Origin of the sequence: Mesorhizobium sp. M1348, from assembly GCF_040317925.1 — a bacterium.
Classification (GTDB): domain Bacteria; phylum Pseudomonadota; class Alphaproteobacteria; order Rhizobiales; family Rhizobiaceae; genus Mesorhizobium.
The window spans coordinates 16,602-37,658 of the sequence record NZ_JAMYLH010000014.1 but is presented as its reverse complement, the minus strand read 5'-3'; the positions used below and the strand labels follow the sequence as shown (position 1 = coordinate 37,658).

The window sequence follows — 21,057 nt, the reverse complement described above, 5'->3', positions numbered from 1 at the left end:
AGATGTTGCGATGGGTCATTTCGATCGTACCCTGGAGTTGATAGATCAGTTGCAGCACGCCGGCACAGCCGCCGCCGTCTGCGAAAAGCTGCTGGGGGTAACAAGCGGGTTCGGGCTGACGGCGCTGATGGCCGGGACGGTTCCGCAACCTGGCACGCCGAGAAACCAGCAAAAGGACCATGTGCTGCTCTGCGACTGGCCGGCCGAATGGCTTGAGCGCTACGTCGCGCGTAATTACGTCGATCACGACCCCGTCGTCAGTCACATGAAGCAGCTTCAAGCGCCATTCCAGTGGCGGGAAGCGTCTCAGGGCATCCGCATCGGCAAGAGCGGCGGCGAGGTGATGGGCGATGCCGGCGAATTCAAGCTGCGCGACGGGCTGGCCTTCCCGCTGATCACGCTCGATGGCCAGATCGTCATGGTGTCGCTGGGCGGCGAGGCTGTCGAATTGTCGGGCGCCGAATTCGGGCTGGTGTCGCTGGTCTCGACTTATGCGATTGGCCGCGCCATGCAGCTCCACACCATGGCAGGCAAAACCATCGACCATGTCGAATTGACGCCGCGTGAGCGCGAATGCCTGCAATGGGCCGCCGTTGGCAAGTCGGAATGGGAGATTTCACAAATTCTCGGCATTTCGGAACACACGTCAGAGAAACACCTTCTTAACGCCAAAAGCAAACTCGGTGCCGTCAACCGGGTCCAGGCCGTCGCGGAAGCGATAAGGCGCGGCTATATTAACTAGGTCGGCCGCGCCGGCCTAGAAATTCTTGCCTACGCGATCGCGTAATTTTTTCGGGAAAGCACGGCCGTATCTTCCTATTGAAACTAGGAGACGGCAAATGCTTTTTTCCCTCACGACCCAGGAATTGATGGAACGGCCCGACCTCTGGGAGGCAGTTCATCGTTTGCGTTACAGAGTTTTCGTCGAAGAGATGGGATGGACCGATCTGCAGCGCCCCGATGGCCTCGAGATCGATCAATTCGACCACGACGAGGCAGTGCACCAGATCGTCATCCGCAATGGCGAGCTCGCCGGTTACCAGCGGATGTTGCCGACGACCCGGGCACATCTTCTAACCGATGTGCTGGCGGACCTTTATGAGGGAACCCCACCGTCGGGCCCGAATGTCTATGAACTGACCCGCTATGCGGTTGCGCCGGGATTCCGCGACGGTCGGCGCGGCGTGTCGACGGTCGGCACCGAGCTGATCGCCGGCTTCGTCGAGTGGGGTCTGAAGCGCAACGTCAACCAGGTGATCATCGAATTCGAGCCGATGTGGGTGCTTCGCGCGCTGCAGCTGCATTTCCTGGCAACGCCGCTCGGTTACCAGCGTACCTATGGCAACCAGCAGGTGGTTGCCACACTGCTCACCTTCAACGAGCACACGCTCGACGTGGTGCGTTCGCGCCGCAACCACTTTGCGCCGGTGCTGGCCAGAGGGTACCCGGACATGCTCGGACAGAGACGCGCCTCGTGAGATTGGAGAGAGGCCATGAACGTTCACTCAAAAACAGAATACCGCAATCACACGCTGATCGTCACGGTGTCGTCGGGTGACGGCCGCCCGGTGCTGGACAGGCGGGCCTATGAAAGCCTGGCCAGGACATTCCACGAAGCCGCTGTCGACGACGACGTCCGCGTTGTGGTCCTTCGCGGCTTGGCCGGGTGCTTCTGCCTCGGTGCCGATTTCTCCGAATTTCTCGACGCCACCAAACATCGGCGACTGATCGCCGCCGTCACCGATATGTTCCGCACGCTGGCGACGTTCCCGAAACCGGTCCTTGCCTGTGTCGACGGCGACGCCGTCGGCGTCGGCTGCACCATCCTGTTCCACTGCGACATGGTGATCGCCTCGAGCAAGAGCACGTTTCGGGTGCCGTTCGTCGATTTCGGCCTGGTGCCGGACGCGGCGACCAGCATCCTGGCGCCGCAGAAGCTCGGCTATGCCGGGGCGTTCCGCTTCTTCTGCCTGGGCGACACGCTCGCCGCCGAAGATGCCAGGGCACTGGGCCTTGTCGGAGAGATCGTGACGGACGGGAGCGTCGAGGAAGCCACGCTGGCAAGAGCCAGGCAACTCGCCAAGAAGCCTGTCGCGGCGCTGCTGCAGACGCGCGACCTGCTCAGGGGGGACACCGGCGCGCTCTGCGACCGCATCGACCAGGAGATCTCGCTTTTCCAGCAGGCGCTGCAGGACGACACCACGCTGAAGCGACTGCAGCGGATTGCCCGGCTGGCGGCATGAAAGCCGCGTATCGATGAGGTGAGCTTATTTTTCGAGGAAAGTCGGCCCTTCGCCGATGATCTTCTTGTCCTCCTTGCCGATGACGTCGAGGTCGCGGCCGTCATAGGGAAGCGAAAGGAGAATGCGCTGCATGACGGCCAGCCGCGCGCGCCGTTTGTCGTTCGCCCGCACAATGATCCAAGGCGCGAACTCCTTGTGCGTGCGCTCGACCATCAGGTCGCGCGCTTTGGTGTAGTCGTCCCATTTGGTGATGCCGGCGATGTCGATTGGCGAAAACTTCCAGCTCTTCAGCGGGCTCCAGCGGCGGTCATGGAATCGCTCGAGCTGCGTTTCCCGGCCGATGTTCAGCCAGAATTTGAAGAAATGTATGCCCTCGTTGCGGATCATCCGCTCGAAATGCGGAACCTCGTCCAGAAATTGCTCGTGCTGCTCGGGCGTGCAGAATCCCATCACCGGTTCAACGCCGGCGCGGTTATACCAGGAGCGGTCGAAAGTGACGAATTCGCCCGACGTCGGGAAGTGGTCGACGTAGCGCTGGAAGTACCATTGTCCAAGCTCGGTGGGTGTTGGCTTGGTCAGCGCCACGTTGCGCGCCGTGCGAGGGTTCAGATACTGGCGCAAAACGAAGATCGTGCCGCCCTTACCGGCAGCGTCGCGCCCCTCGAACAGCGACATTACCCGCTTGCCTGTCGACTGCAGCCACGCCTGCGCCTTGACCAGCTCGATCTGCAGCTTCTCAAGCCTCTCGTCATACTCCTCGCTCTTCATCTTCTTGTCGTAGGGATAGCCGCCGGCGGTCAGCTTGCGGTCCTCGACCCAGTCGGGAAGCGTGGGGGCCTCGATGTCGAACTCCCGCTCCTTGCCGTCGATCATGATCTTCAGCGGCCCCGATGAGGGTGCGGCGGGGATTTCCTTCGCGTTTTTCATCGAGGCGAACCTTTCCAGCTTCCGGACTCATGCTATTGGGAGCCTTACTGCATCGGCCCGAAAATCGGAATCGATTTTCGGAAAGAACGATGCAGCATATAAAGTGGTAGAGCGTCCTTTGTGCGCCCAATTGGACGCACTGTGCTCTAGCGCCGGTCCAGCAGGAAGTTCTTGAAGTGGCCGCAGACGGAGCGCAAATGGCCGACATCGGCACAGAGCGGAAAGGCAGGGCGCAAGCCGTCGCCATGCGGCTGTGGAACAGCCGCTGGCTGCTGGCGGCCGCCTTAATTGCGGTGCTGATGGTCTATGGTTTTGCCGGCATGTCCGGCTATGTGGTGCTCCTGGCAGGCGTCGTGCTGGTTGCCGCTGCGATGCTGCCGGCCGGCGTCGCGCGTCAATCGACCCAAAATGCCGCGGCCATCGAGGCGAGCGGTCTGCAACGGCTTTCCGGCGAATATCTCGCGGCGGCGGTTGCCGATCCGCTGATCATTTTCGATCGCTCCGCCGCCATCGTCCACGCCAACGCCGCCGCCTTTGCCGCCTTTGGCGGAATTGCCCCCGGCATGTCGCTGTCGCTGAAATTCCGCGCGCCGGAAATGCAGGCCTTGCTGGATAGTATCTTGGCGGGCAACGTCGCTTCGGACAGCGTCGACTACATAGAAAAGCTGCCGGTCGAACGAGCCTATCGGGTGAGCGCGTCTTCTGTCGGCCATGCCACGGATCTCTACGTGCTGGTGTTCAAGGACCAGAGTGAGGCGCGCCGGATCGACAGAATGCGTGCCGATTTCATTGCCAATGCCAGCCACGAGCTGCGCACGCCTCTCGCCTCGATCACCGGCTTCATCGAGACGCTGCGCGGGCCGGCCCGCAACGACCCCGTGGCGCGCGAGCAGTTCCTGCAGATCATGCAGAACCAGACCAGCCGCATGGCGCGCCTCATCGACGACCTTCTGTCGCTGTCGCGCCTAGAGATGAAGCCCTATCTCAAGCCGGGAACCGAGGTCGACCTGCGCCAGGCCATCGACAGCGTCATCGATTCGCTTGGGCCGCTCGCAAAGGAAAACGGCGTCGTCATCGAGCGTGATTTCGCGGAAGGGCCGCTCGACGTGCCCGGCGATCGGGACGAGCTTTTCCAGGTCTTCGAAAATCTGCTGGAAAACGCCTGCAAATACGGTCAGTCGGGCGGACGCGTCGTGGTGTCGATCACGCGCAGCGATAGCGATCCCGAACCGGGCATCGACGTCACCATCAGGGATTTCGGCCCCGGCATCCCCGAAGAACACATCCCGCGCATCACCGAGCGCTTCTACCGCGTCGACGTAGAGAACAGCCGGACCCAGAAGGGCACCGGCCTTGGCCTGTCCATCGTCAAGCATATCCTGACCCGCCACAACGCCAGGCTCTCCATCAGGTCGGAGGTCGGCAAGGGCGCTGCGTTCACGGTCCATTTGCCGGCTCGCTGACGCGGTACTATCTCTAGCACATAATGGGCCGTTTCTTTTTTCTGTCATCCGGCTAGCGTATCAGCGGGGATTCGAGGGAACGACTCAACCACGAGATCCCGGGAAGGCATTTCGTCCATGCAGTCCGTGCATATCGTCAGCGCCTATGACGAGGAGCTGAAATATCTGTCGAAGCGCATCGCGGCGATGGGCGGGCATGCCGAGCGCATGGTCGAGCAGGCGGTCGCGGCGTTGGTTAATGCGGATCCGGGGCTTGCCCAGAAAGTCATTCGAGACGACCTGGTTCTGGATGAGGGACAGCGCGAGATCGACGACAAGGCGATCATCATCATCGCCAAGCGCCAGCCGATGGCGACGGATCTGCGCGAGATCGTAGGCGCGATCCGCATCTCGGCGGACCTCGAACGGGTAGGCGACCTCGGCAAGAACGTCGCCAAGCGGGTGGTTGCGGTCGCAGACGGGCGCCAGCCGAACAGTCTGTTCCGCGGCCTCGAGGCTTTGGCCAATCTGGCACTGACCCAGCTCAAGGAAGTGCTCGACGTCTATGCGTCGCGGTCGGTGGAGAAAATCGGTTTCGTGCGCGACCGCGACGACCAGATCGACGCCATGTACACGTCGCTGTTTCGCGAATTGCTGACCTACATGATGGAAGACCCACGCAACATCACCCCCTGCACACATCTCCTGTTTTGCGCCAAGAACATCGAGCGCATCGGCGACCACGCCACCAACATCGCCGAGACGATCTACTATATCGTCACCGGCGATCAGATGCCGGCCGATCGTCCAAAGGGCGACAAGACGGACAAGATTATTCTTCCTGCAACGCCACCGGCGAAGTGAGTTCTCCCGACACCGATGCGAATTTCGGATTCGCCACCTGACAGAAAATTGCGCTAAGCTTTCGACGCGCCGACTTCTCAGTTCCGCGATGAAGGCCCCGCCTTCAGGAGGCTGCGATGGAATATGTCCGCGAGTTTGCTCCTGCGCCGCCGCTGTCGGGCATAATCGCCTGCGGTGTCTATACGGCTGGGCGGCGCATCGCCGACATACCGATCGAGGAAGCCGGTGAATGGGCCGGGAAGCCGGGCCACGTGGTCTGGATCGGACTGCTGGAGCCCGACCGCAATTTGTTGCTGCGCGTCCAGGCGCAATTCCATCTGCATGAGCTGGCGATCGAGGACGCCGAGCATCCGCACCAACGGCCGAAGATCGAGCAATATGGTGATGCCCTGTTCATCGTTGCCCGCACGGCGCAGTTGATCGACAGCCGTGTCACCTTCGGCGAGACACATTTGTTCGTCGGCGCCGGCTATATCGTCAGCGTCAGGCATGGCCCGTCGACCTCCTACGCCGCCGTTCGCCAGCATTGGGAAAGCTGCCCGCATTCCCTTGCCAAGGGCGAGGATTTCGTCCTCTACGCCATTCTCGATTTCATCGTCGACAACTACATGCCGGTGCTCGAGCAGATCGAAAACGAGGTCGAGGCGATCGAGGACAAGGTTCTGCTGAAACCGATGACCGGCTCCGATATCGAGCGGCTTTACATGCTGCGCCGCGATCTCTTGCGCCTGCGCAACGCGGCCCTGCCGCTGGTGGAGGTCTGCCGGCGGCTGACCAGCGCCGATCTGCCGCAAATCCACACAGCCATGCACCCGCTGTTTCGCGACGTCACCGACCACATCCGCACTGTCCAGGAAAAGATCGACAGCCTGCGTGAGGTTCTCGCCTTCGCCTTCGAGGCGAGCCTTCTGGTCGGTCAAAGCCAGGAGACGGCGATCTCCAAAAAGCTTGCCTCATGGGCCGCCATCTTGGCGGTGCCCACTGCGTTCGCCGGCATTTACGGCATGAATTTCAGCGACATGCCGGAACTGAGGATGGAATATGGCTACCCGGCCGTCCTGGCGGCAATTGCCCTGATCTGCACGTTTCTTTACTGGCGGTTTCGCAAGAATGGGTGGCTATGAAGTGGGTGAATGGTGAATAGTGAATAGGGCTAGACGAGAGCCTTGCTTCTTACTCCAAGCTCAACCCGCTACCATTCACCATTCACCATTCACCATTCACCATTCACCATTCACCTGCTCCGCCGCCGCTCCGATGCCGGCTGGAACGCCACGCGGGCGTGGTACTTGCAGTAGGGCCCGGTTTCGGCGGCGTCGTTGCCGCAGAAATGGAAGTCTTCCGAAAGCGGATCGCCATTCGGCCATTTGCAGGTGCGCTCGTTCAGTTCGACGAGTTGCAGATGCCGCGAGATCGGCACGACGACGTTCTCGACCGGGCGAATATAGTGGCGCGCCACCGGTTCGGCATCGAACTGCGCCTTGAGCGCGGTCGCACCGATCGACATCGACGTGGTGGCATGGCGCGTGGCGCTTGCTGCCCGCGACACCGATTTCTGGATCGTCGACCCCTGTACCGTCTTCTTCTGGCGTGCCGGTGAGGCGGTCGTGCGTCCGCGACCGGACAGTTTCAGCCGGTGCACTTTGCCGATGACCGCATTGCGGCTGACCCCGCCAAGCTGTGCGGCGATCTGGCTGGCGCTGAGGCCCTCCGACCACAATTTTCTGAGAAGTTCGACTCGCTCGTCAGTCCAGTTCATGAGACCGCGCTCCTGCTGAAACGTGCGGCAATCGGAATCCATTCCCGACCCGGCTTCTGCCGGGCAGACACCACATATATCGGGTGATTAGGTCCGCCGCACGAAATCTAGTTATTTCTCTACTACAATTACCTTATGCGCTGACTCGGTGACAAGAGTCCCAAGGCCAACACGAATCGGTTTTTTCGGTTTTCCCCAACTTGCCCGGTCGCTTATGAGCCGGCGTTGTGCTGGAGGGCTTGCCGCACGTCCTTGCGCGACCTTTTCGTTGACTTCACGGCCGAAAAACACGATAAGCCACAAGGGCCGCCGCTTTGGCGGCTTTTTGATTTTCCGGTTCCGGAGACGCATATAATGAGCGGTTCGGCGCTTTTCGAGACCTTTGTTCGCGCACCCCTGGCTTTCGACCACGGTGAAGGCACCTGGCTGGTCACCGATAAGGGCGAGCGATATCTCGACTTCGCCGGCGGCATCGCCGTGAATTCGTTGGGCTACAGCCATCCGCATCTGGTCGCGGTCCTCACCGAGCAGGCCGCCAAGCTCTGGCACGTCTCCAATCTGTACGAGATTCCGGGACAGAGCCGGCTCGGCGAGCGGCTGGCCGACGCCAGCTTCGCCGACAAGGTGTTCTTCACCAATTCCGGCGCAGAGGCACTCGAATGCGCCATCAAGACGGCGCGGCGCTACCACTTCGTCAAGGGCCATCCCGAGCGCTACCGCACAATCACCTTCGAAGGCGCGTTCCACGGCCGCACCCTGGCGACCATCGCCGCCGGCGGCCAGTACAAATACCTGGAAGGTTTCGGCCCCAAGGTCGACGGCTTCGACCAGGTCGGTTTCGACGATATCGACGCCGCCGAAAAGGCGATCACGCCTGAGACCGCGGCGATCCTGATCGAGCCGGTGCAGGGCGAGGGCGGCATCAGGCAAGTGCCGACGCAATCGCTGAGGCGCCTCAGGCAGCTCTGCGATCAGCACGGGCTGCTCCTGATTTTCGACGAGGTCCAATGCGGCGTCGGCCGCACCGGAAAGCTGTTCGCGCATGAGTGGGCGGGTGTCACACCCGACCTCATGGCGGTGGCCAAGGGCATCGGCGGCGGCTTTCCGATGGGTGCCTGCCTCGCCACCGACGAGGCAGCGGTCGGCATGACCGCCGGCGTGCACGGCACCACCTTCGGTGGCAATCCGCTGGCGATGGCGGTCGGCAACGCCGTGCTCGACGTGGTGCTGGAAGACGGCTTTCTCGAGGACGTCCGGCGCAAGGCGCTGCTGTTGAAGCAGGGGCTTGCCGGTGTCGCCGACGAATTTCCGGATGTTATCGAAAGCATCAGGGGCACCGGCCTGATGCTCGGGCTTAAATGCGCGATGCCCAACACCAAGGTCACGGTGGCACTGCGTGACCAGCATCTCTTGACGGTTCCGGCCGGCGACAACGTTATCCGCCTGCTGCCGCCTCTCACCGTCACCGACGCCGAGATCCACGAAGCGCTCGAGCGCATTCGTGCCGGCGCCAAAAGCCTGGCGGATGCCATCGTCGCTGCCGCCGCGAAGTAATCCTGGAATTCCTGATGTCCCTTCGCCATTTCACCGATCTTTCCGCCGTTTCCGAAGGCGATCTGCGCTTCATGCTCGACGACGCAGCTGTGCGAAAGGCAAGGCTCAAGGCCGGCGAACGCACCAAGCCGCTCGAAGGAAAGGTGCTGGCAATGATCTTCGACAAGCCGTCGACGCGCACGCGCGTGTCGTTCGACGTCGGCATGCGGCAGTTGGGTGGCGAGACGATCATGCTGACCGGCACCGAGATGCAGCTTGGCCGCTCGGAGACCATTGCCGACACGGCCAAGGTGCTGTCGCGCTATGTCGATGCCATCATGATCCGCACCACCTCGCATGACCGGCTGCTGGAACTGACGGAAAACGCTACGGTCCCCGTCATCAACGGGCTGACCGACGAGACCCATCCCTGCCAGCTGATGGCCGACATCATGACCTTCGAAGAGCACCGCGGTCCGGTGGCCGGCAAGACGATCGCCTGGACCGGCGACGGCAACAACGTGCTGCATTCGCTGCTGGAGGCTTCTGCGCGGTTCCGCTTCAAACTGAACGTCGCCGTGCCCGAGGGCAGCGAACCGGCTCAGAAGCATGTCGACTGGTCGAAAGCCAATGGCGGCAAGCTGAAATTCACCCGTTCGCCCGAGGAGGCCGTTCACGAGGCCGACTGCATCGTCACCGACTGCTGGGTCTCGATGGGGCAGGAGCACCGTGCCCGCGGCCACAATGTCTTCTTGCCCTATCAGGTCAATGCGGCACTGATGGCGAAAGCCAAGCCGGACGCGCTGTTCATGCACTGTCTGCCGGCGCATCGCGGTGAGGAGGTTACCGACGAGGTCATCGACGGGCCGCATTCGGTGGTTTTCGATGAGGCCGAGAACCGGCTCCATGCCCAGAAGGCGGTCTTGGCCTGGTGCCTGGGCGCTTGATACGGGCCGCGGTGATCCGGGCCGGCCTGATCCGCGCCGCCTTGATCCGCGCCGCCTTGATCCGGGCCGCCTTGATCCGGAAGTGGGTGGTGCCTATCTCAGGCGCATCACGCAAATCGAGCGCGTCTCGTCGCATGCGCCCCGGAGGGCGGCATCGCCGCGCCCCGGAGCTTTGTCATGTTGGAAACTCATCAATTGGCTGAACATAAACCCAAGCTCGGCGAATTCGGCTACGCCGGCGACGACCATGTCGTGCCGTTCGAGGTCGGCCCGCTCGACGTGCGCGGCCGCACCGTCCAGCTCGGGTCGATGCTCGACGCTATTCTCAGCCGCCACGACTATCCCGAGCCGGTCGCCCGACTACTGGCCGAAGCCTGTGTGCTAACTGTACTGCTCGGAACTTCGCTGAAGTTCGAGGGCAAGTTCATTCTGCAGACCCGCACCGACGGGCCGGTCGACATGCTGGTCGCGGATTTCTCCACGCCGCACGCGCTGCGCGCTTATGCCCGCTTCGATGCCGACCGGCTGCAGGCTTTGACTTCTGCCGGCGAGACGTCACCGCAGACTCTGCTCGGCAGCGGCGTCCTGGCGCTGACCATCGACCAGGGCGCTCACACGCAACGCTACCAGGGCATCGTCCAACTCGACGGCGTCACGCTGGAAGATGCCGCACGCACCTATTTCCGCCAGTCGGAGCAGATTCCGACCGACCTCCGGCTTTCGGTTGCCAAGCTTCTGACGCCCGGCGTCGGCGGTGCCCGCGAGCAATGGCGGGCCGGTGGCCTGCTGGCACAATTCCTGCCGCAGTCGGCGGAGCGCATGCGCGTACCCGACCTTCCCGGTGGCGACGGCGATCCGCGTGAGGAAATCCACGACCCGACCGACAATTCCTGGCAGGAGCTGCTGGCGCTGCTTGGTACCATTGAACCGACCGAGCTGATCGATCCGACGATCGGCGCCGAACGGCTGCTTTACCGGCTTTTCCACGAGCATGGCGTCCGCGTTTTCGGCGGCGTGCCGGTTGCCGACCAGTGCTCATGCTCGAGGGAGAAGATCCGCGGCATCCTCGAAGGCTTTTCCGCCGAGGAGATCAGGGACAGCACCGAGGATGGCAGCATTCACGTCGCCTGCGAATTCTGCTCGAAGCAATATGACTTCGACCCGGCGGAGTTTGCAGCGGCCGGATGACGGCCCTCAATTGACGGTGCGCCGCGTGCCCGGCAAATCGAGCGAGAAGGCGGGGATGGCGACGTCGAAGGTCTCACCCCGTTTGTTGCGCATTGTGTAGTGCCCGACCATGATGCCGGATGGGGTCGAGAGCGGGCATCCAGACGTATACTGATAGCTGTCGCCGGGGTTGAGTCCGGGTTGCTCGCCGACGACCCCGGGGCCGCGCACTTCCTCGACCTTGCCGGTGCCGTCGGTAATGTGCCAGTAGCGTGATAGAAGCTGCACGAACTCATCCGACTGGTTGTCGATGGTCACCTGGTAGCCCCAGACATAGCGGTTTTGCGGCGGGTCAGAGTGATCCTCCAGATAGAACGGCCTGACCTGCACTTCGATGTTGCGGGTGACGGCGCTGTACATAAACTGCTCCAAAGCAATGTAGATGGAACTTTCGATGCTCAGCGCAGTTTGGTCAACGATGCGCGGCATCTTCTTGCCCGATCTCAAGCGCAGGTGCCGAAAAACAATGTCATTTGAGTGACACATGACAATGTTGGTGTGCAGGCTTGTGCCGGGCGACTCAGCGTTTTGTCGAATTGTTGAAAACGGCCGTCATGCGGCCGGCATTTCTGGAGTGACCAGATCTCGATGGAACCGACATTCGCAGCCGCCCTCCTTTCCATAGCCCTCCTTCTTTCAAATCTCGCCAGCATCCTGTTAGCTTCGCTGAAGCTGAAGCGACCAGCCAGGATTGCACCGCCCGCGGCCGACGCGCCGCCGGTATCGATCGTCGTCCCGGCGCGCGGCGTCGAGCCGTTTGCCGAAGAGACTCTGGAGCGCGCCTTCTCCCTCGACTGGCCGCGCTACGAACTCATCTTCTGCGTCGCCCATGCCGATGACCCGGTGGTCAAGCCGATCACCGCCGCAATGGCGCGGTTTCCAGCTATTCGCGCCCGCCTTCTAGTCGGTGACGACCGCATCAGCGGCAATCCAAAACTCAATAATTGCGTGAAGGGTTGGGAGGCGGCCCATTATCGCTGGGTCATCCTTGCCGATTCCAACGTGCTTATGCCGAGCGATTATGTCCAACAGCTGATGGCGGCATGGCGGCCCGATACCGGCCTCGTCTGCTCGACGCCGATCGGCTCGCGGCCGGACGGATTTTGGGGGGAGGTCGAATGCGCCTTTCTCAACACGCTGCAGGCACGCTGGCAGTACGCTGGAGAGGCGCTCGGCCTCGGCTTCGCGCAGGGCAAGAGCATGTTGTGGAACAAGCCGATGCTCGATGCCAATGGCGGCATCCGCGCGCTTGCTGCCGAGATCGCCGAGGACGCCGCCGCGACCAAGCTGGTCAACGGGCTCGGACTGCGGGTCAATCTTGTCGCCTCGCCCTTCGAACAGCCGCTCGGCCGGCGCACGCTTGGCGAGATCTGGTCGCGGCAGGCGCGCTGGGCGCGGCTGCGCCGCGTCACCTTTGCACTGTTCTTTGCCCCCGAAATCCTGATCGGCGCGGCGCCGCCGCTGGTGCTTGCGCTGATCGCCGCGGCTGACGCCGGCGTCAGCCTGCCGGCAACCGCCATCGCCGTGCTGGTCGCGGCCTACCTGCCGGAATGCGTCTTGGCCTCGGCCAAGGGATGGCACCTGTCGCCGCGCACGATCCCGGCGATGATGGCGCGAGACCTGATGCTTCCCGCCATTTGGGCGCGCGGATGGCTGAGCGGCGCCGTCGACTGGCGCGGCAACGTGATGACCATCCAGACCAAGGCCGTCGCGGAGCTGGAAGAGACCCCGTCCGGCGTCTGATCGGCGCATCCCCGCTCGCCTCTGTTCGGCCAGTCCTTATCCGGCAGCTCTCAGCGCTTGCTCGATATCTTCGAGCAGATCGTTGGCATCTTCCAGGCCGACGGAAAGCCTGAGCGTTCCCGGTCCGATACCGAGCTCGGCGCGAGCCTCATCGGTCAAGTTCTTGTGCGTCGTCGTCGCCGGATGGGTGATCAGGCTCTTGGCATCGCCGAGATTGTTGGAAATCAGCACGATGTCGAGTGCGTTCTGGAAGGCAAAGGCCGCCTGCTTGCCGCCCTTCACATCCAGGCAGATCAGCGTCGAGCCGCCCGACATCTGCTTCTTGACCACGGCCGCTTGCGGGTGGTCGGCGCGGCCGGGATAGATGACGCGGGCGACTTGCGGGCGCTCGGCGAGGAAATCCGCGATGCGGCCGGCACTTTCCGTCTGCTGGCGTACGCGCAGCGGCAGCGTCTCCAGCCCTTTCAGCAGCGTCCAGGCATTGAAGGGCGAGAGGCTCGGGCCGGTGTGACGGAAATAGTCATGCAAGTTTTCGTCGATCCACTTCTTGTCCGACAGAACGATGCCGCCAAGACAGCGCCCCTGGCCGTCAATATGCTTGGTCGCGGAGTAGACGACGATGTGAGCGCCGAGCTGCAGGGGTTTCTGCTGCAAGGGCGTGGCGAAGACATTATCGACGATCAGCCTGGCGCCAATCGAGTTGGCAAGTGCGGCGACGGCGGCGATATCGACCACCTCCAGCGTCGGATTGGTCGGGCTTTCCAGGAAGAACAGTTTGGTGTTCGGCTTGACCGCCTTTTCCCAACTGGCGATGTCTGTGCCGTCGACCAGTGTTGCCTCGATGCCGTATTTCGGCGCCAGCGTCTCGACCACCCAGCGGCAGGAGCCGAACAGCGCGCGCGCCGCGACGATATGGTCGCCCGCCTTGGCGCTGCACAGCAGTGCTGCCGTCACCGCCGCCATGCCGGATGCCGTGGCGCGCGCGTCCTCGGCGCCTTCCAGCGCGCACATGCGTTTTTCAAACATGTCGACGGTCGGGTTGGCATAGCGCGAATAGATGAAGCCCGGCTCCTCGCCCTTGAAGCGGGCTTCCGCCGCTTGCGCCGTCTCGTAGACATAGCCTTGGGTGAGATACATCGCCTCGGAGGTCTCGCCGAAGCCGGAACGCAGCGTCCCGGCATGCACGAGTGCGGTCTGAGGCTTCCAGTCGCGCTTCTTGTTCATCATTCTATCCAACACCAAAAATGGTCCAAACAACAAAAAACCGGTCGCGAAAGTCGCAACCGGTCCATATGGCCTTGCGGCCCGACGGTCCTTTAGCGACTTGTTTAACGTGGCTGCAAGCCGACCGGCCAAATCACCACGGGATAACGACCTTTAGACCCGCGCCACGCTTGCGTCAATTGCCGGCATGATTAAGAGGGTTGTACCAAGCAGGTGCCAAAGGCGTCCACGGTCGGACCTGCGACAGTACAAGACCTCGCCCGGCGTTCGAACGGAGCCAGACCCTTGCGGCAGACAGGCATTCTTCCCGATCAGGATATTTCCGCGCTGTTCCAGTCGGGCGCGCTGAAATCGCCGCGCACGCTCGATGCCGATCAGATCCAGCCGGCCAGCCTTGACCTCAGGCTCGGCGACAAGGCCTGGCGGGTGCGTGCTTCCTTCTTGCCCGGCCCGGACCACAGGGTTGCCGACAAGCTCGACCGGCTGAAGCTGCACGAGATCAACCTCGCCGAAGGTGCCGTGCTGGAAACCGGCTGCGTCTACATCGTGCCGCTTCTCGAAAGCCTGGCGCTGCCCGCGCATATTTCGGCTTCGGCCAACCCGAAGAGCTCGACCGGGCGGCTCGATATCTTTACCCGGGTTATGACCGACCGTGGCCACGAGTTCGACAAGATCGCCGCCGGCTATGAAGGCCCGCTTTATCTGGAAGTCAGCCCGCGCACCTTCCCGATCGTCGTGCGCACCGGCTCGCGGCTGTCGCAGATCAGGTTCCGCACCGGCAATGCGCTTTTGTCGGAAAGCGAGCTGCACGAGTTGCACCGCGCCGAAATGCTGGTCGCCACCGAACCACCCAATATCTCAGGCGGTGGCATCGCGCTGTCGATCGATCTCGACGGCGACAAGGACGGGCTGGTCGGCTATCGCGGCAAGCACCACACCGGCCTGGTCGACGTCGACAAGCGCGCCGCGCAGGATGTCGTCGATTTCTGGGAGCCGCTCTACAAGAGCGGTGCCGGCGAGCTGGTGCTCGATCCGGACGAATTCTATATTCTGGTGTCGCGCGAGGCGGTGCATGTGCCGCCGCTCTACGCCGCCGAAATGACGCCCTTCGATCCGCTGGTCGGCGAGTTCCGCGTCCATTATGCCGGTTTCTTCGACCCGGGTTTCGGCCATTCGGCGTCGGGCGGCACCGGCAGCCGGGCGGTGCTCGAGGTACGCAGCCATGAAGTGCCGTTCATCCTCGACCACGGCCAGATCGTCGGGCGGCTAGTCTACGAGCACATGCTGAAACGGCCGCAAGCGCTCTACGGCACAGATCTCGGCTCGAACTATCAGGCGCAGGGCCTGAAACTGTCCAAGCATTTCCGCGCCGCGCGCTGAGCTTGTTCGCAAGCCGTCAGCCGCGAACAAGCTGTCAGCCGCGAAACAGATATTCTTTCGCGGCGCCAAGGCAGCCATGAAACTGACCGATAAAGAGCAGTTCTCGCACTGCCAATCGCTTCTTCCCCCAAAATCCTCTGGTTTGCTTCTCGTCAAGTGAGGCGCTTGAGCTGGACTGCAAGGGGAACAACTGCTTGCCGAGACATCCCAGCACATGGGCTCTGGCGGAGTCGATACCGCAGGCTCTGCCATTGTCGTTCATTCTGTCAGCGCGGAGTGCGGACGTCATGCGATCCGCGTTGCGCATCAGAAAGCTCACTTGCGATTTCGAATAGCCGGTGGCCAGAAGCCGGTTAGTCATCGACATCCGGGCTTCGCGATAGGATTTTGCGCTGCATTGTCCGGCGCTGTAAGCCGCTGGGGAGAAATAGGCGAGGAACAGGACTAAACTTACGAACACAGTGCCAATCCGCAGGCCGTTCATCTTTCGCCCCTGAATTCTGTCACCAGTTTACAACGCCTTCACCGCCACCTTCACCGGCTGCTCGATTTCAAGCGGGTTGCGCAGCGGCAGGCCGAAATCCTGGGCCTCGATTTCGAACACGTCGCCGGCCTCGGTCCTGATGCCGTCGGCGAAGGACAGCGTCGCCGTGCCGAACATGTGCACATGCACGTCGCCCGGCTGGCGGAAGGCCGAGTATTTGAAGTGGTGATGCTCGAGATTGCCAATGGTGTGCGACATGTTCGCCTCGCCCGACAGGAACGGCTTTTCCCAAAGCAGCTTGCCGTCACGCAGGATGCGTGAGGCGCCGCGGATGTCGGACGGCAGATCGCCGATCAGGATTTCGGGCCCGAACGAAGCGTTGCGCAGCTTGGAATGGGCAAGGAAGAGATAGTTCACGCGCTCGGTGACGTGGTCGGAAAACTCGTTCGACAGCGTGAAGCCGACGCGGAACGGGGCGCCGTCGTCGCCGATCACATAGATACCGGCGATTTCCGGCTCCTCGCCGGCATCCTGGGCGAAGGCCGGCGACATAAGCGGCGCCCCGGGCGCCACTGCCATGGTGCCATTGCCCTTGTAGAACCATTCCGGCTGCACGCCAGTCTGGCCCTTCGCCGGCTTGCCGCCCTCAAGCCCCATGCGGAACATCTTCATGGAATCGGTCAGCTGTTCCTCGCCGTCCGTGCTGAGCTTCTTATGCATGGAATCGCGGGTCGCGGCGGAGCCGAGATGCGTCAGCCCGGTGCCGGTGAGATGGAGATGCGCCGGATCGGGATGGTTGATCGGCGACAGCAGCCGCCCCTTCTTGTAGGCTGCGTCGAGATCGACGGTTTCGCCAAAGCCCTTGCGCTCGATCAGGGCGACAAGCCCGCTGCCGGTGCGCGCGGCCTCCATCGCCAGCGAATAGACGCTGCGGGCGCCGTTGATGACGCGGGTCTTGCCGCCGTTGCGGGCAACGACGCGGATCGTCTCGGCGTCGTCGAGGATCTGTGAGATCAGCATGGTAACCCTCTCTGAATTGCGGGCTGGCCTGCCTTTCTCGGCAAACCCTACCCTGCGCGGCCCGGACCCTGTCCGCGCCTCGGTTGAAATTCTTCGTCCGGATTGCGCTCGCGGATCAGGTCCTTCGGGGGACTTTTTCGCGTCGCCCGGCAGCGCCGCGATATGACCCGTATGCCTCCTGGTTGCCTCTCAAGCCTTGTTCTTGTTGTAGACGTCGAAGACGACGGCGCCGAGCAGCACCAGGCCTTTGACCACCTGCTGCCAGTCGACATTGACGCCCATGATCGACATGCCGTTGTTCATGACGCCCATGATAAAGCCGCCGACCACCGCGCCGATGACCTGGCCGACACCGCCCATCGCCGAAGCGCCACCGATGAACACCGCGGCGATGACGTCAAGCTCGCTGCCGAGGCCCGCCGCCGGCACAGCCTGCCCCAGGCGCGCAGCGATAATCAGGCCGCCGAGTGCCGACAGCACGCCCATATTGATGAACACCATCAACGTCAGCCGTTCGGTCTTGATGCCCGATAGCTGGGCTGCCTTGGCATTGCCGCCCATCGCGTAGATGCGACGGCCGATCGTCATGCGTTTGGTAACGAAGACGAACAACGCGATCAGCACGCCCATCACCATGAGAACGATGGGGAGACCCCTATAGGTGGCGAATTGGTAGACGAGAAACAGCGCCAGCGCGCTGATCACCAGGGTCTTGACGACGAACAGCGAGAAGGGCTCGGCTTCGTAGCCATGCTTCTCACGGGTGCGCCGTGCCCTGAGTCCGAAATAGGCATAGGCGAGCACGGCGACGAGGCCGATCACGATCGTCGTCAGGTGCAGCGTCAGGCCGCTGCCGACAATGGTTTTGCCGGCGGCGTTCACGGTTGGCGGTATCAGCGTCAATGGGCCGATCAGGTCCGGAATGAAGCCGGAACTGAGCGCCTTGAAGCCGACGGGGAGCGGCCCCACGGAAGACCCGCCACCCAGCAGCGCCTGGCAGATGCCGCGGAAGATCAGCATGCCCGCCAGTGTGACGATGAAGCTCGGTATTCGATGATAGGCAATCCAGTAGCCTTGTGCCGCGCCGATCGCGCCACCGACGATCAGGCAGATGATCGACACCACCAGCGGATTGCTCAACGGGCCAAGCGGCCAGATGACCATCATCATCGCCGCCAGCGCGCCGATGAAGCCGGCGACGGAGCCGACGCTGAGATCGATGTGGCCCGAAACGATCACCAGAAGCATGCCCAGCGCCATCACGATGATGAAGCTGTTCTGCTGAACCAGATTGCTGAGGTTCACCGGCTTGAACAGCGTTCCGGACGTGGTGAACTGGAAGAACACCATGATTGCGATCAACGCCAGCACCAACCCGTATTCGCGCAGGTTGGTGACCAGCGCCGAGACGGCAATGCGAGGTCCCTGTTGTAGGTCCTGGGCAACGCCGGTCTGCGGCCCGGGAGCGCTTTCGGTGCTCATGATGCTTTTCCTTCTCCGCGGACGATGGCGCGCATTATCTTTTCCTGGCTGGCGTCGCTCGCCGCCATTTCGCCGACGATGCGTCCTTCGTTCATGACGTAGATGCGGTCGGTGATGCCGAGCAGTTCGGGCATTTCCGACGAGATGACGATGATTGCCTTACCCTCGGAGGCGAGACGCGCGATGATCGTATAGATTTCATACTTGGCACCGACGTCGATACCGCGTGTCGGCTCGTCGAGAATCAGCACTTCCGGATTGGCGAACAGCCATTTCGACAGCACCACCTTCTGTTGATTTCCGCCAGAAAGGTTGCCGGTCATCTGGTAGACGCTCGAGGCTCGGATATTGGTCCTGCCGCGATAATCATTGGCGACCGAGAGCTCGCGCAAATCGTCGATCACGCCGTGGCGCGACACGCCGGGCAGGTTGGCCAGCGTGATGTTGTGCTTGATGTGGTCGATCAAGTTGAGACCGTAGGTCTTGCGGTCCTCGGTAACGTAGGCGATGCCGTGCTCCACCGCCTTGCTCACCGAAGAGACATCGATCGGCTTGCCGTTAAGGAACGCCTCGCCGGTGATGCGACGGCCATAGGACCGGCCGAACAGGCTCATCGCAAACTCGGTCCGGCCGGCGCCCATGAGCCCGGCAATGCCGACCACTTCGCCCTTGCGGGCGTTGAGGTTGATGCCCTTGATGACCTGCCGCTCGGCATGGATGGGGTGGTAGACCGACCAGTTTTTCACTTCGAGAACGGTCTCGCCGATCTTCGGCTCGCGCGGCGGATAGCGGTCGTCGAGCGAACGGCCGACCATCGAGGTAATGATGCGGTCCTCCGAGATGTCCTTCTTGGCCAGCGTCTCGATAGTCCGGCCGTCACGGATGATGGTGACCTTGTCGGCGACCCGGTTCACCTCGTTGAGCTTGTGCGAGATCAGGATCGAAGTGATGCCTTGCCGCTTGAATTCGAGCAGCAGATCGAGCAGCGCCTGGCTGTCCTTTTCGGACAGGCTCGCGGTCGGCTCGTCGAGAATGAGCAACTTCACTTCCTTGCTGAGCGCCTTGGCGATCTCGACCAGCTGCTGCTTGCCGACGCCGATATTCGTGATCAGCGTGTTGGGGTCTTCCTTGAGGCCGACCTTCTTGAGCAGGGCGCTGGTGCGCGTCTCGTTGGCATTCCAGTCGATGACGCCGTATCTGGCGTGCTCGTTGCCGAGAAAGATGTTTTCGGCAATCGACAACATCGGCACCAGCGCAAGCTCCTGATGGATGATGACGATGCCCTTGCGTTCGCTATCATGGATGCCTTTGAAATGGCACTCATCGCCGCGATAGATGATCTGGCCGTCATAGGTGCCGGACGGATACACGCCCGACAGCACCTTCATCAGCGTCGACTTGCCGGCGCCGTTCTCGCCGACCACGGCATGGATCTCGCCTTCCTCGACCATGAGCTTGACGTTCGACAGCGCCTTGACGCCGGGAAACGTCTTGGTGATGTCGCGCATCTCCAAAATCGTCGATGCCATTGAGAATACCACTCCTGCGAGGTCCGCAAACAATACCGGGCTGGCTCGCCAACGAAAAGGGGCCCTGCCTGCGCAGGACCCCAGGCTTTGTAACCGCGATTACTTCAGTTCTTCGGCCTTGATGTAGCCGGAGTCGACCACCAGCGCCTGGTAGTTCGACTTGTCGACGTCATGCGGCGTCAACAGGATCGAGGGAACGACCTTGACATCGTTGTTGTAGGTCGTGGTGTCGAGGCCTTCCGGCTTGCCGCCCGAGAGCACCTTGTCGACGAGTTCGACCGTCGCCTTGGCGAGTTCGCGGGTGTCCTTAAACACGGTCGAATACTGTTCGCCGGCGATGATCGCTTTGACCGAAGCGGTCTCGGCGTCCTGTCCGGTGACGATCGGCCATGGCTGATCGGCAGTGCCGTAGCCTACGGCGCGCAGCGAAGCGATGATGCCGCGCGACAGGCCGTCATAGGGCGAGAGCACGCCATCGACGCGGCTGCCGTCCGAGTAGTTGGCGGAGAGCAGATTGTCCATGCGGGCCTGGGCGGTTGCCGCCAGCCAGCGCAGCGTGCCGACCTTGTCCATGCCCATCTGGCCGGACTTCACGACGAGGGTCTTGTCGTCGATCAGCGGCTGAAGAACCGACATGGCGCCGTTATAGAAGAAGAACGCATTGTTGTCGTCCGGCGAACCGCCGAACAGCTCGATGTTGAACGGACCCTTCTTCTCGGGATAGCCGAGGCCCTTGAGCAGCGATTTGGCCTGGATGACGCCGACGCCGAAATTGTCGAAGGTTGTGTAGTAGTCGACATTTGGCGTCTTCTTGATCAGGCGGTCGTAAGCGACGACGACGACGCCTGCGTCATTCGCCTTCTGCAGCGCATCGCCCATCGTGGTGCCGTCGATCGAAGCGATGATCAGCGCCTTCGGGCCCTTGGTGATTTCGTTTTCCAGCTGGCTGAGCTGGTTCGGAATGTCGTCCTGCGCATATTGCAGGTCGACGGTGTAGCCCAGAGCCTCGAGCTGGGACTTGACGGCGTCGCCGTCGTTGATCCAGCGCTGCGAGGTCTTGGTGGGCATCAGCACGCCGATCAGGCCTTCGCCCGCCTGCGCGGGCAGCGTCATGGCCGCGATGCCTAGGGCCGCGACGGCGGCCAGTGTCTTGATAATCTTCACATTAACTCTCCCTGGTTGATGGACGCGTACCCTTGGGTTTCGTGGGCCGCGCAATCGTGCAGGAGCGCCAAACGCGCCGCTGCCGTCAA

At 62.2% G+C, this 21,057-nt stretch carries 20 protein-coding genes and 1 riboswitch; of the genes, 11 read left to right on the top strand and 9 right to left on the bottom strand.

Annotation, left to right across the window (positions count from 1 at the left end; all coding sequences use genetic code 11):
• Positions 1-10: 10 nt before the first annotated feature.
• From NKH13_RS21870 to NKH13_RS21860, 3 genes are all read left to right on the top strand, one after another.
• On the top strand, positions 11-742 hold the full coding sequence (locus NKH13_RS21870; RefSeq protein WP_352898518.1) for a helix-turn-helix transcriptional regulator: 732 nt from the start codon (positions 11-13) through the stop codon (positions 740-742).
• A 97-nt stretch (positions 743-839) separates the two neighbouring features.
• The gene (locus tag NKH13_RS21865; RefSeq protein WP_023677342.1) at positions 840-1,478 is read left to right on the top strand and encodes an acyl-homoserine-lactone synthase; all 639 of its coding nucleotides are present in this window, start codon (positions 840-842) and stop codon (positions 1,476-1,478) included.
• Between the two features lie 15 nt (positions 1,479-1,493).
• The gene (locus NKH13_RS21860; RefSeq protein ID WP_352914282.1) at positions 1,494-2,243 is read left to right on the top strand and encodes an enoyl-CoA hydratase-related protein; all 750 of its coding nucleotides are present in this window, start codon (positions 1,494-1,496) and stop codon (positions 2,241-2,243) included.
• 24 nt (positions 2,244-2,267) lie between these two features.
• Here NKH13_RS21860 and ppk2 read toward each other — a convergent pair whose 3' ends face one another.
• Positions 2,268-3,170 (bottom strand): polyphosphate kinase 2, encoded by a 903-nt coding sequence (gene ppk2, locus NKH13_RS21855; protein WP_352914281.1) that lies wholly within the window; start codon positions 3,168-3,170, stop codon positions 2,268-2,270.
• Positions 3,171-3,367: 197 nt separating this feature from the next.
• Here ppk2 and NKH13_RS21850 point away from each other — a divergent pair, with 197 nt between their 5' ends.
• The 3 genes from NKH13_RS21850 (at position 3,368) to NKH13_RS21840 (ending at position 6,600) form a co-directional block, all read left to right on the top strand.
• Complete coding sequence (locus tag NKH13_RS21850) at positions 3,368-4,633, top strand: sensor histidine kinase (protein WP_352914278.1); 1,266 nt, start codon at positions 3,368-3,370, stop codon at positions 4,631-4,633.
• A 117-nt stretch (positions 4,634-4,750) separates the two neighbouring features.
• Positions 4,751-5,476 (top strand): phosphate signaling complex protein PhoU, encoded by a 726-nt coding sequence (gene phoU / locus NKH13_RS21845; protein WP_352488223.1) that lies wholly within the window; start codon positions 4,751-4,753, stop codon positions 5,474-5,476.
• A 116-nt stretch (positions 5,477-5,592) separates the two neighbouring features.
• Complete coding sequence (locus NKH13_RS21840; RefSeq protein ID WP_352715689.1) at positions 5,593-6,600, top strand: magnesium and cobalt transport protein CorA; 1,008 nt, start codon at positions 5,593-5,595, stop codon at positions 6,598-6,600.
• Between the two features lie 110 nt (positions 6,601-6,710).
• Here NKH13_RS21840 and NKH13_RS21835 read toward each other — a convergent pair whose 3' ends face one another.
• The gene (locus tag NKH13_RS21835) at positions 6,711-7,235 is read right to left on the bottom strand and encodes a GcrA family cell cycle regulator (protein ID WP_023677348.1); all 525 of its coding nucleotides are present in this window, start codon (positions 7,233-7,235) and stop codon (positions 6,711-6,713) included.
• A 354-nt stretch (positions 7,236-7,589) separates the two neighbouring features.
• Here NKH13_RS21835 and NKH13_RS21830 point away from each other — a divergent pair, with 354 nt between their 5' ends.
• The 3 genes from NKH13_RS21830 to NKH13_RS21820 all read left to right on the top strand — a co-directional run bounded on the left by NKH13_RS21830 (position 7,590) and on the right by NKH13_RS21820 (position 10,903).
• Complete coding sequence (locus NKH13_RS21830; RefSeq protein ID WP_352914274.1) at positions 7,590-8,789, top strand: aspartate aminotransferase family protein; 1,200 nt, start codon at positions 7,590-7,592, stop codon at positions 8,787-8,789.
• 14 nt (positions 8,790-8,803) lie between these two features.
• Positions 8,804-9,715, top strand: a complete 912-nt coding sequence (gene argF, locus NKH13_RS21825) for an ornithine carbamoyltransferase (RefSeq protein ID WP_352914271.1) — start codon at positions 8,804-8,806, stop codon at positions 9,713-9,715.
• A 177-nt stretch (positions 9,716-9,892) separates the two neighbouring features.
• A complete protein-coding gene (locus NKH13_RS21820) occupies positions 9,893-10,903 on the top strand; it encodes an Hsp33 family molecular chaperone (protein WP_352715680.1) in 1,011 nt (336 codons plus the stop codon).
• 6 nt (positions 10,904-10,909) lie between these two features.
• Here NKH13_RS21820 and apaG read toward each other — a convergent pair whose 3' ends face one another.
• Positions 10,910-11,302 (bottom strand): Co2+/Mg2+ efflux facilitator ApaG/CorD, encoded by a 393-nt coding sequence (gene apaG, locus NKH13_RS21815; protein WP_254816331.1) that lies wholly within the window; start codon positions 11,300-11,302, stop codon positions 10,910-10,912.
• Between the two features lie 228 nt (positions 11,303-11,530).
• Between apaG and NKH13_RS21810 the strand changes: the two genes are divergently transcribed.
• Positions 11,531-12,685 (top strand): ceramide glucosyltransferase, encoded by a 1,155-nt coding sequence (locus NKH13_RS21810; RefSeq protein ID WP_352914268.1) that lies wholly within the window; start codon positions 11,531-11,533, stop codon positions 12,683-12,685.
• 36 nt (positions 12,686-12,721) lie between these two features.
• Here NKH13_RS21810 and NKH13_RS21805 read toward each other — a convergent pair whose 3' ends face one another.
• A complete protein-coding gene (locus tag NKH13_RS21805) occupies positions 12,722-13,912 on the bottom strand; it encodes an O-succinylhomoserine sulfhydrylase (protein ID WP_352715674.1) in 1,191 nt (396 codons plus the stop codon).
• Positions 13,913-13,981: 69 nt separating this feature from the next.
• A riboswitch (SAM riboswitch) is annotated at positions 13,982-14,059 on the bottom strand.
• 135 nt (positions 14,060-14,194) lie between these two features.
• Here NKH13_RS21805 and NKH13_RS21800 point away from each other — a divergent pair.
• Positions 14,195-15,289: a 2'-deoxycytidine 5'-triphosphate deaminase gene (locus NKH13_RS21800; protein ID WP_352715671.1), complete on the top strand. Its 1,095-nt coding sequence runs from the start codon at positions 14,195-14,197 to the stop codon at positions 15,287-15,289.
• Between the two features lie 34 nt (positions 15,290-15,323).
• Here NKH13_RS21800 and NKH13_RS21795 read toward each other — a convergent pair whose 3' ends face one another.
• The 5 genes from NKH13_RS21795 to chvE all read right to left on the bottom strand — a co-directional run bounded on the left by NKH13_RS21795 (position 15,324) and on the right by chvE (position 20,968).
• Positions 15,324-15,773, bottom strand: a complete 450-nt coding sequence (locus tag NKH13_RS21795; RefSeq protein ID WP_352914266.1) for a hypothetical protein — start codon at positions 15,771-15,773, stop codon at positions 15,324-15,326.
• A 27-nt stretch (positions 15,774-15,800) separates the two neighbouring features.
• The gene (gene araD1, locus NKH13_RS21790) at positions 15,801-16,793 is read right to left on the bottom strand and encodes an AraD1 family protein (RefSeq protein WP_352715665.1); all 993 of its coding nucleotides are present in this window, start codon (positions 16,791-16,793) and stop codon (positions 15,801-15,803) included.
• A 189-nt stretch (positions 16,794-16,982) separates the two neighbouring features.
• Complete coding sequence (gene mmsB, locus NKH13_RS21785) at positions 16,983-18,275, bottom strand: multiple monosaccharide ABC transporter permease (protein ID WP_292659525.1); 1,293 nt, start codon at positions 18,273-18,275, stop codon at positions 16,983-16,985.
• Positions 18,272-19,804 (bottom strand): multiple monosaccharide ABC transporter ATP-binding protein, encoded by a 1,533-nt coding sequence (mmsA, locus tag NKH13_RS21780; protein ID WP_292659527.1) that lies wholly within the window; start codon positions 19,802-19,804, stop codon positions 18,272-18,274. Before mmsA ends, mmsB begins: the two co-directional genes overlap by 4 nt.
• 99 nt (positions 19,805-19,903) lie before the next feature.
• On the bottom strand, positions 19,904-20,968 hold the full coding sequence (gene chvE, locus NKH13_RS21775) for a multiple monosaccharide ABC transporter substrate-binding protein (protein WP_254816339.1): 1,065 nt from the start codon (positions 20,966-20,968) through the stop codon (positions 19,904-19,906).
• Positions 20,969-21,057 lie beyond the last annotated feature (89 nt).

Bases quoted from the DNA above. Each gene is read 5' to 3' on its own strand.
- NKH13_RS21830 (WP_352914274.1), top strand. From the start codon at position 7,590: ATGAGCGGTTCGGCGCTTTTCGAGACCTTTGTTCGCGCACCCCTGGCT.
- NKH13_RS21840 (WP_352715689.1), top strand. From the start codon at position 5,593: ATGGAATATGTCCGCGAGTTTGCTCCTGCGCCGCCGCTGTCGGGCATA.
- mmsB (WP_292659525.1), bottom strand. From the start codon at position 18,275: ATGAGCACCGAAAGCGCTCCCGGGCCGCAGACCGGCGTTGCCCAGGAC.
- araD1 (WP_352715665.1), bottom strand. From the start codon at position 16,793: ATGCTGATCTCACAGATCCTCGACGACGCCGAGACGATCCGCGTCGTT.
- phoU (WP_352488223.1), top strand. From the start codon at position 4,751: ATGCAGTCCGTGCATATCGTCAGCGCCTATGACGAGGAGCTGAAATAT.
- apaG (WP_254816331.1), bottom strand. From the start codon at position 11,302: ATGTACAGCGCCGTCACCCGCAACATCGAAGTGCAGGTCAGGCCGTTC.
- NKH13_RS21795 (WP_352914266.1), bottom strand. From the start codon at position 15,773: ATGAACGGCCTGCGGATTGGCACTGTGTTCGTAAGTTTAGTCCTGTTC.
- ppk2 (WP_352914281.1), bottom strand. From the start codon at position 3,170: ATGAAAAACGCGAAGGAAATCCCCGCCGCACCCTCATCGGGGCCGCTG.
- NKH13_RS21810 (WP_352914268.1), top strand. From the start codon at position 11,531: ATGGAACCGACATTCGCAGCCGCCCTCCTTTCCATAGCCCTCCTTCTT.
- NKH13_RS21860 (WP_352914282.1), top strand. From the start codon at position 1,494: ATGAACGTTCACTCAAAAACAGAATACCGCAATCACACGCTGATCGTC.
- NKH13_RS21850 (WP_352914278.1), top strand. From the start codon at position 3,368: ATGGCCGACATCGGCACAGAGCGGAAAGGCAGGGCGCAAGCCGTCGCC.
- NKH13_RS21820 (WP_352715680.1), top strand. From the start codon at position 9,893: ATGTTGGAAACTCATCAATTGGCTGAACATAAACCCAAGCTCGGCGAA.
- NKH13_RS21805 (WP_352715674.1), bottom strand. From the start codon at position 13,912: ATGATGAACAAGAAGCGCGACTGGAAGCCTCAGACCGCACTCGTGCAT.
- NKH13_RS21870 (WP_352898518.1), top strand. From the start codon at position 11: ATGGGTCATTTCGATCGTACCCTGGAGTTGATAGATCAGTTGCAGCAC.
- mmsA (WP_292659527.1), bottom strand. From the start codon at position 19,804: ATGGCATCGACGATTTTGGAGATGCGCGACATCACCAAGACGTTTCCC.
- argF (WP_352914271.1), top strand. From the start codon at position 8,804: ATGTCCCTTCGCCATTTCACCGATCTTTCCGCCGTTTCCGAAGGCGAT.
- NKH13_RS21865 (WP_023677342.1), top strand. From the start codon at position 840: ATGCTTTTTTCCCTCACGACCCAGGAATTGATGGAACGGCCCGACCTC.
- NKH13_RS21835 (WP_023677348.1), bottom strand. From the start codon at position 7,235: ATGAACTGGACTGACGAGCGAGTCGAACTTCTCAGAAAATTGTGGTCG.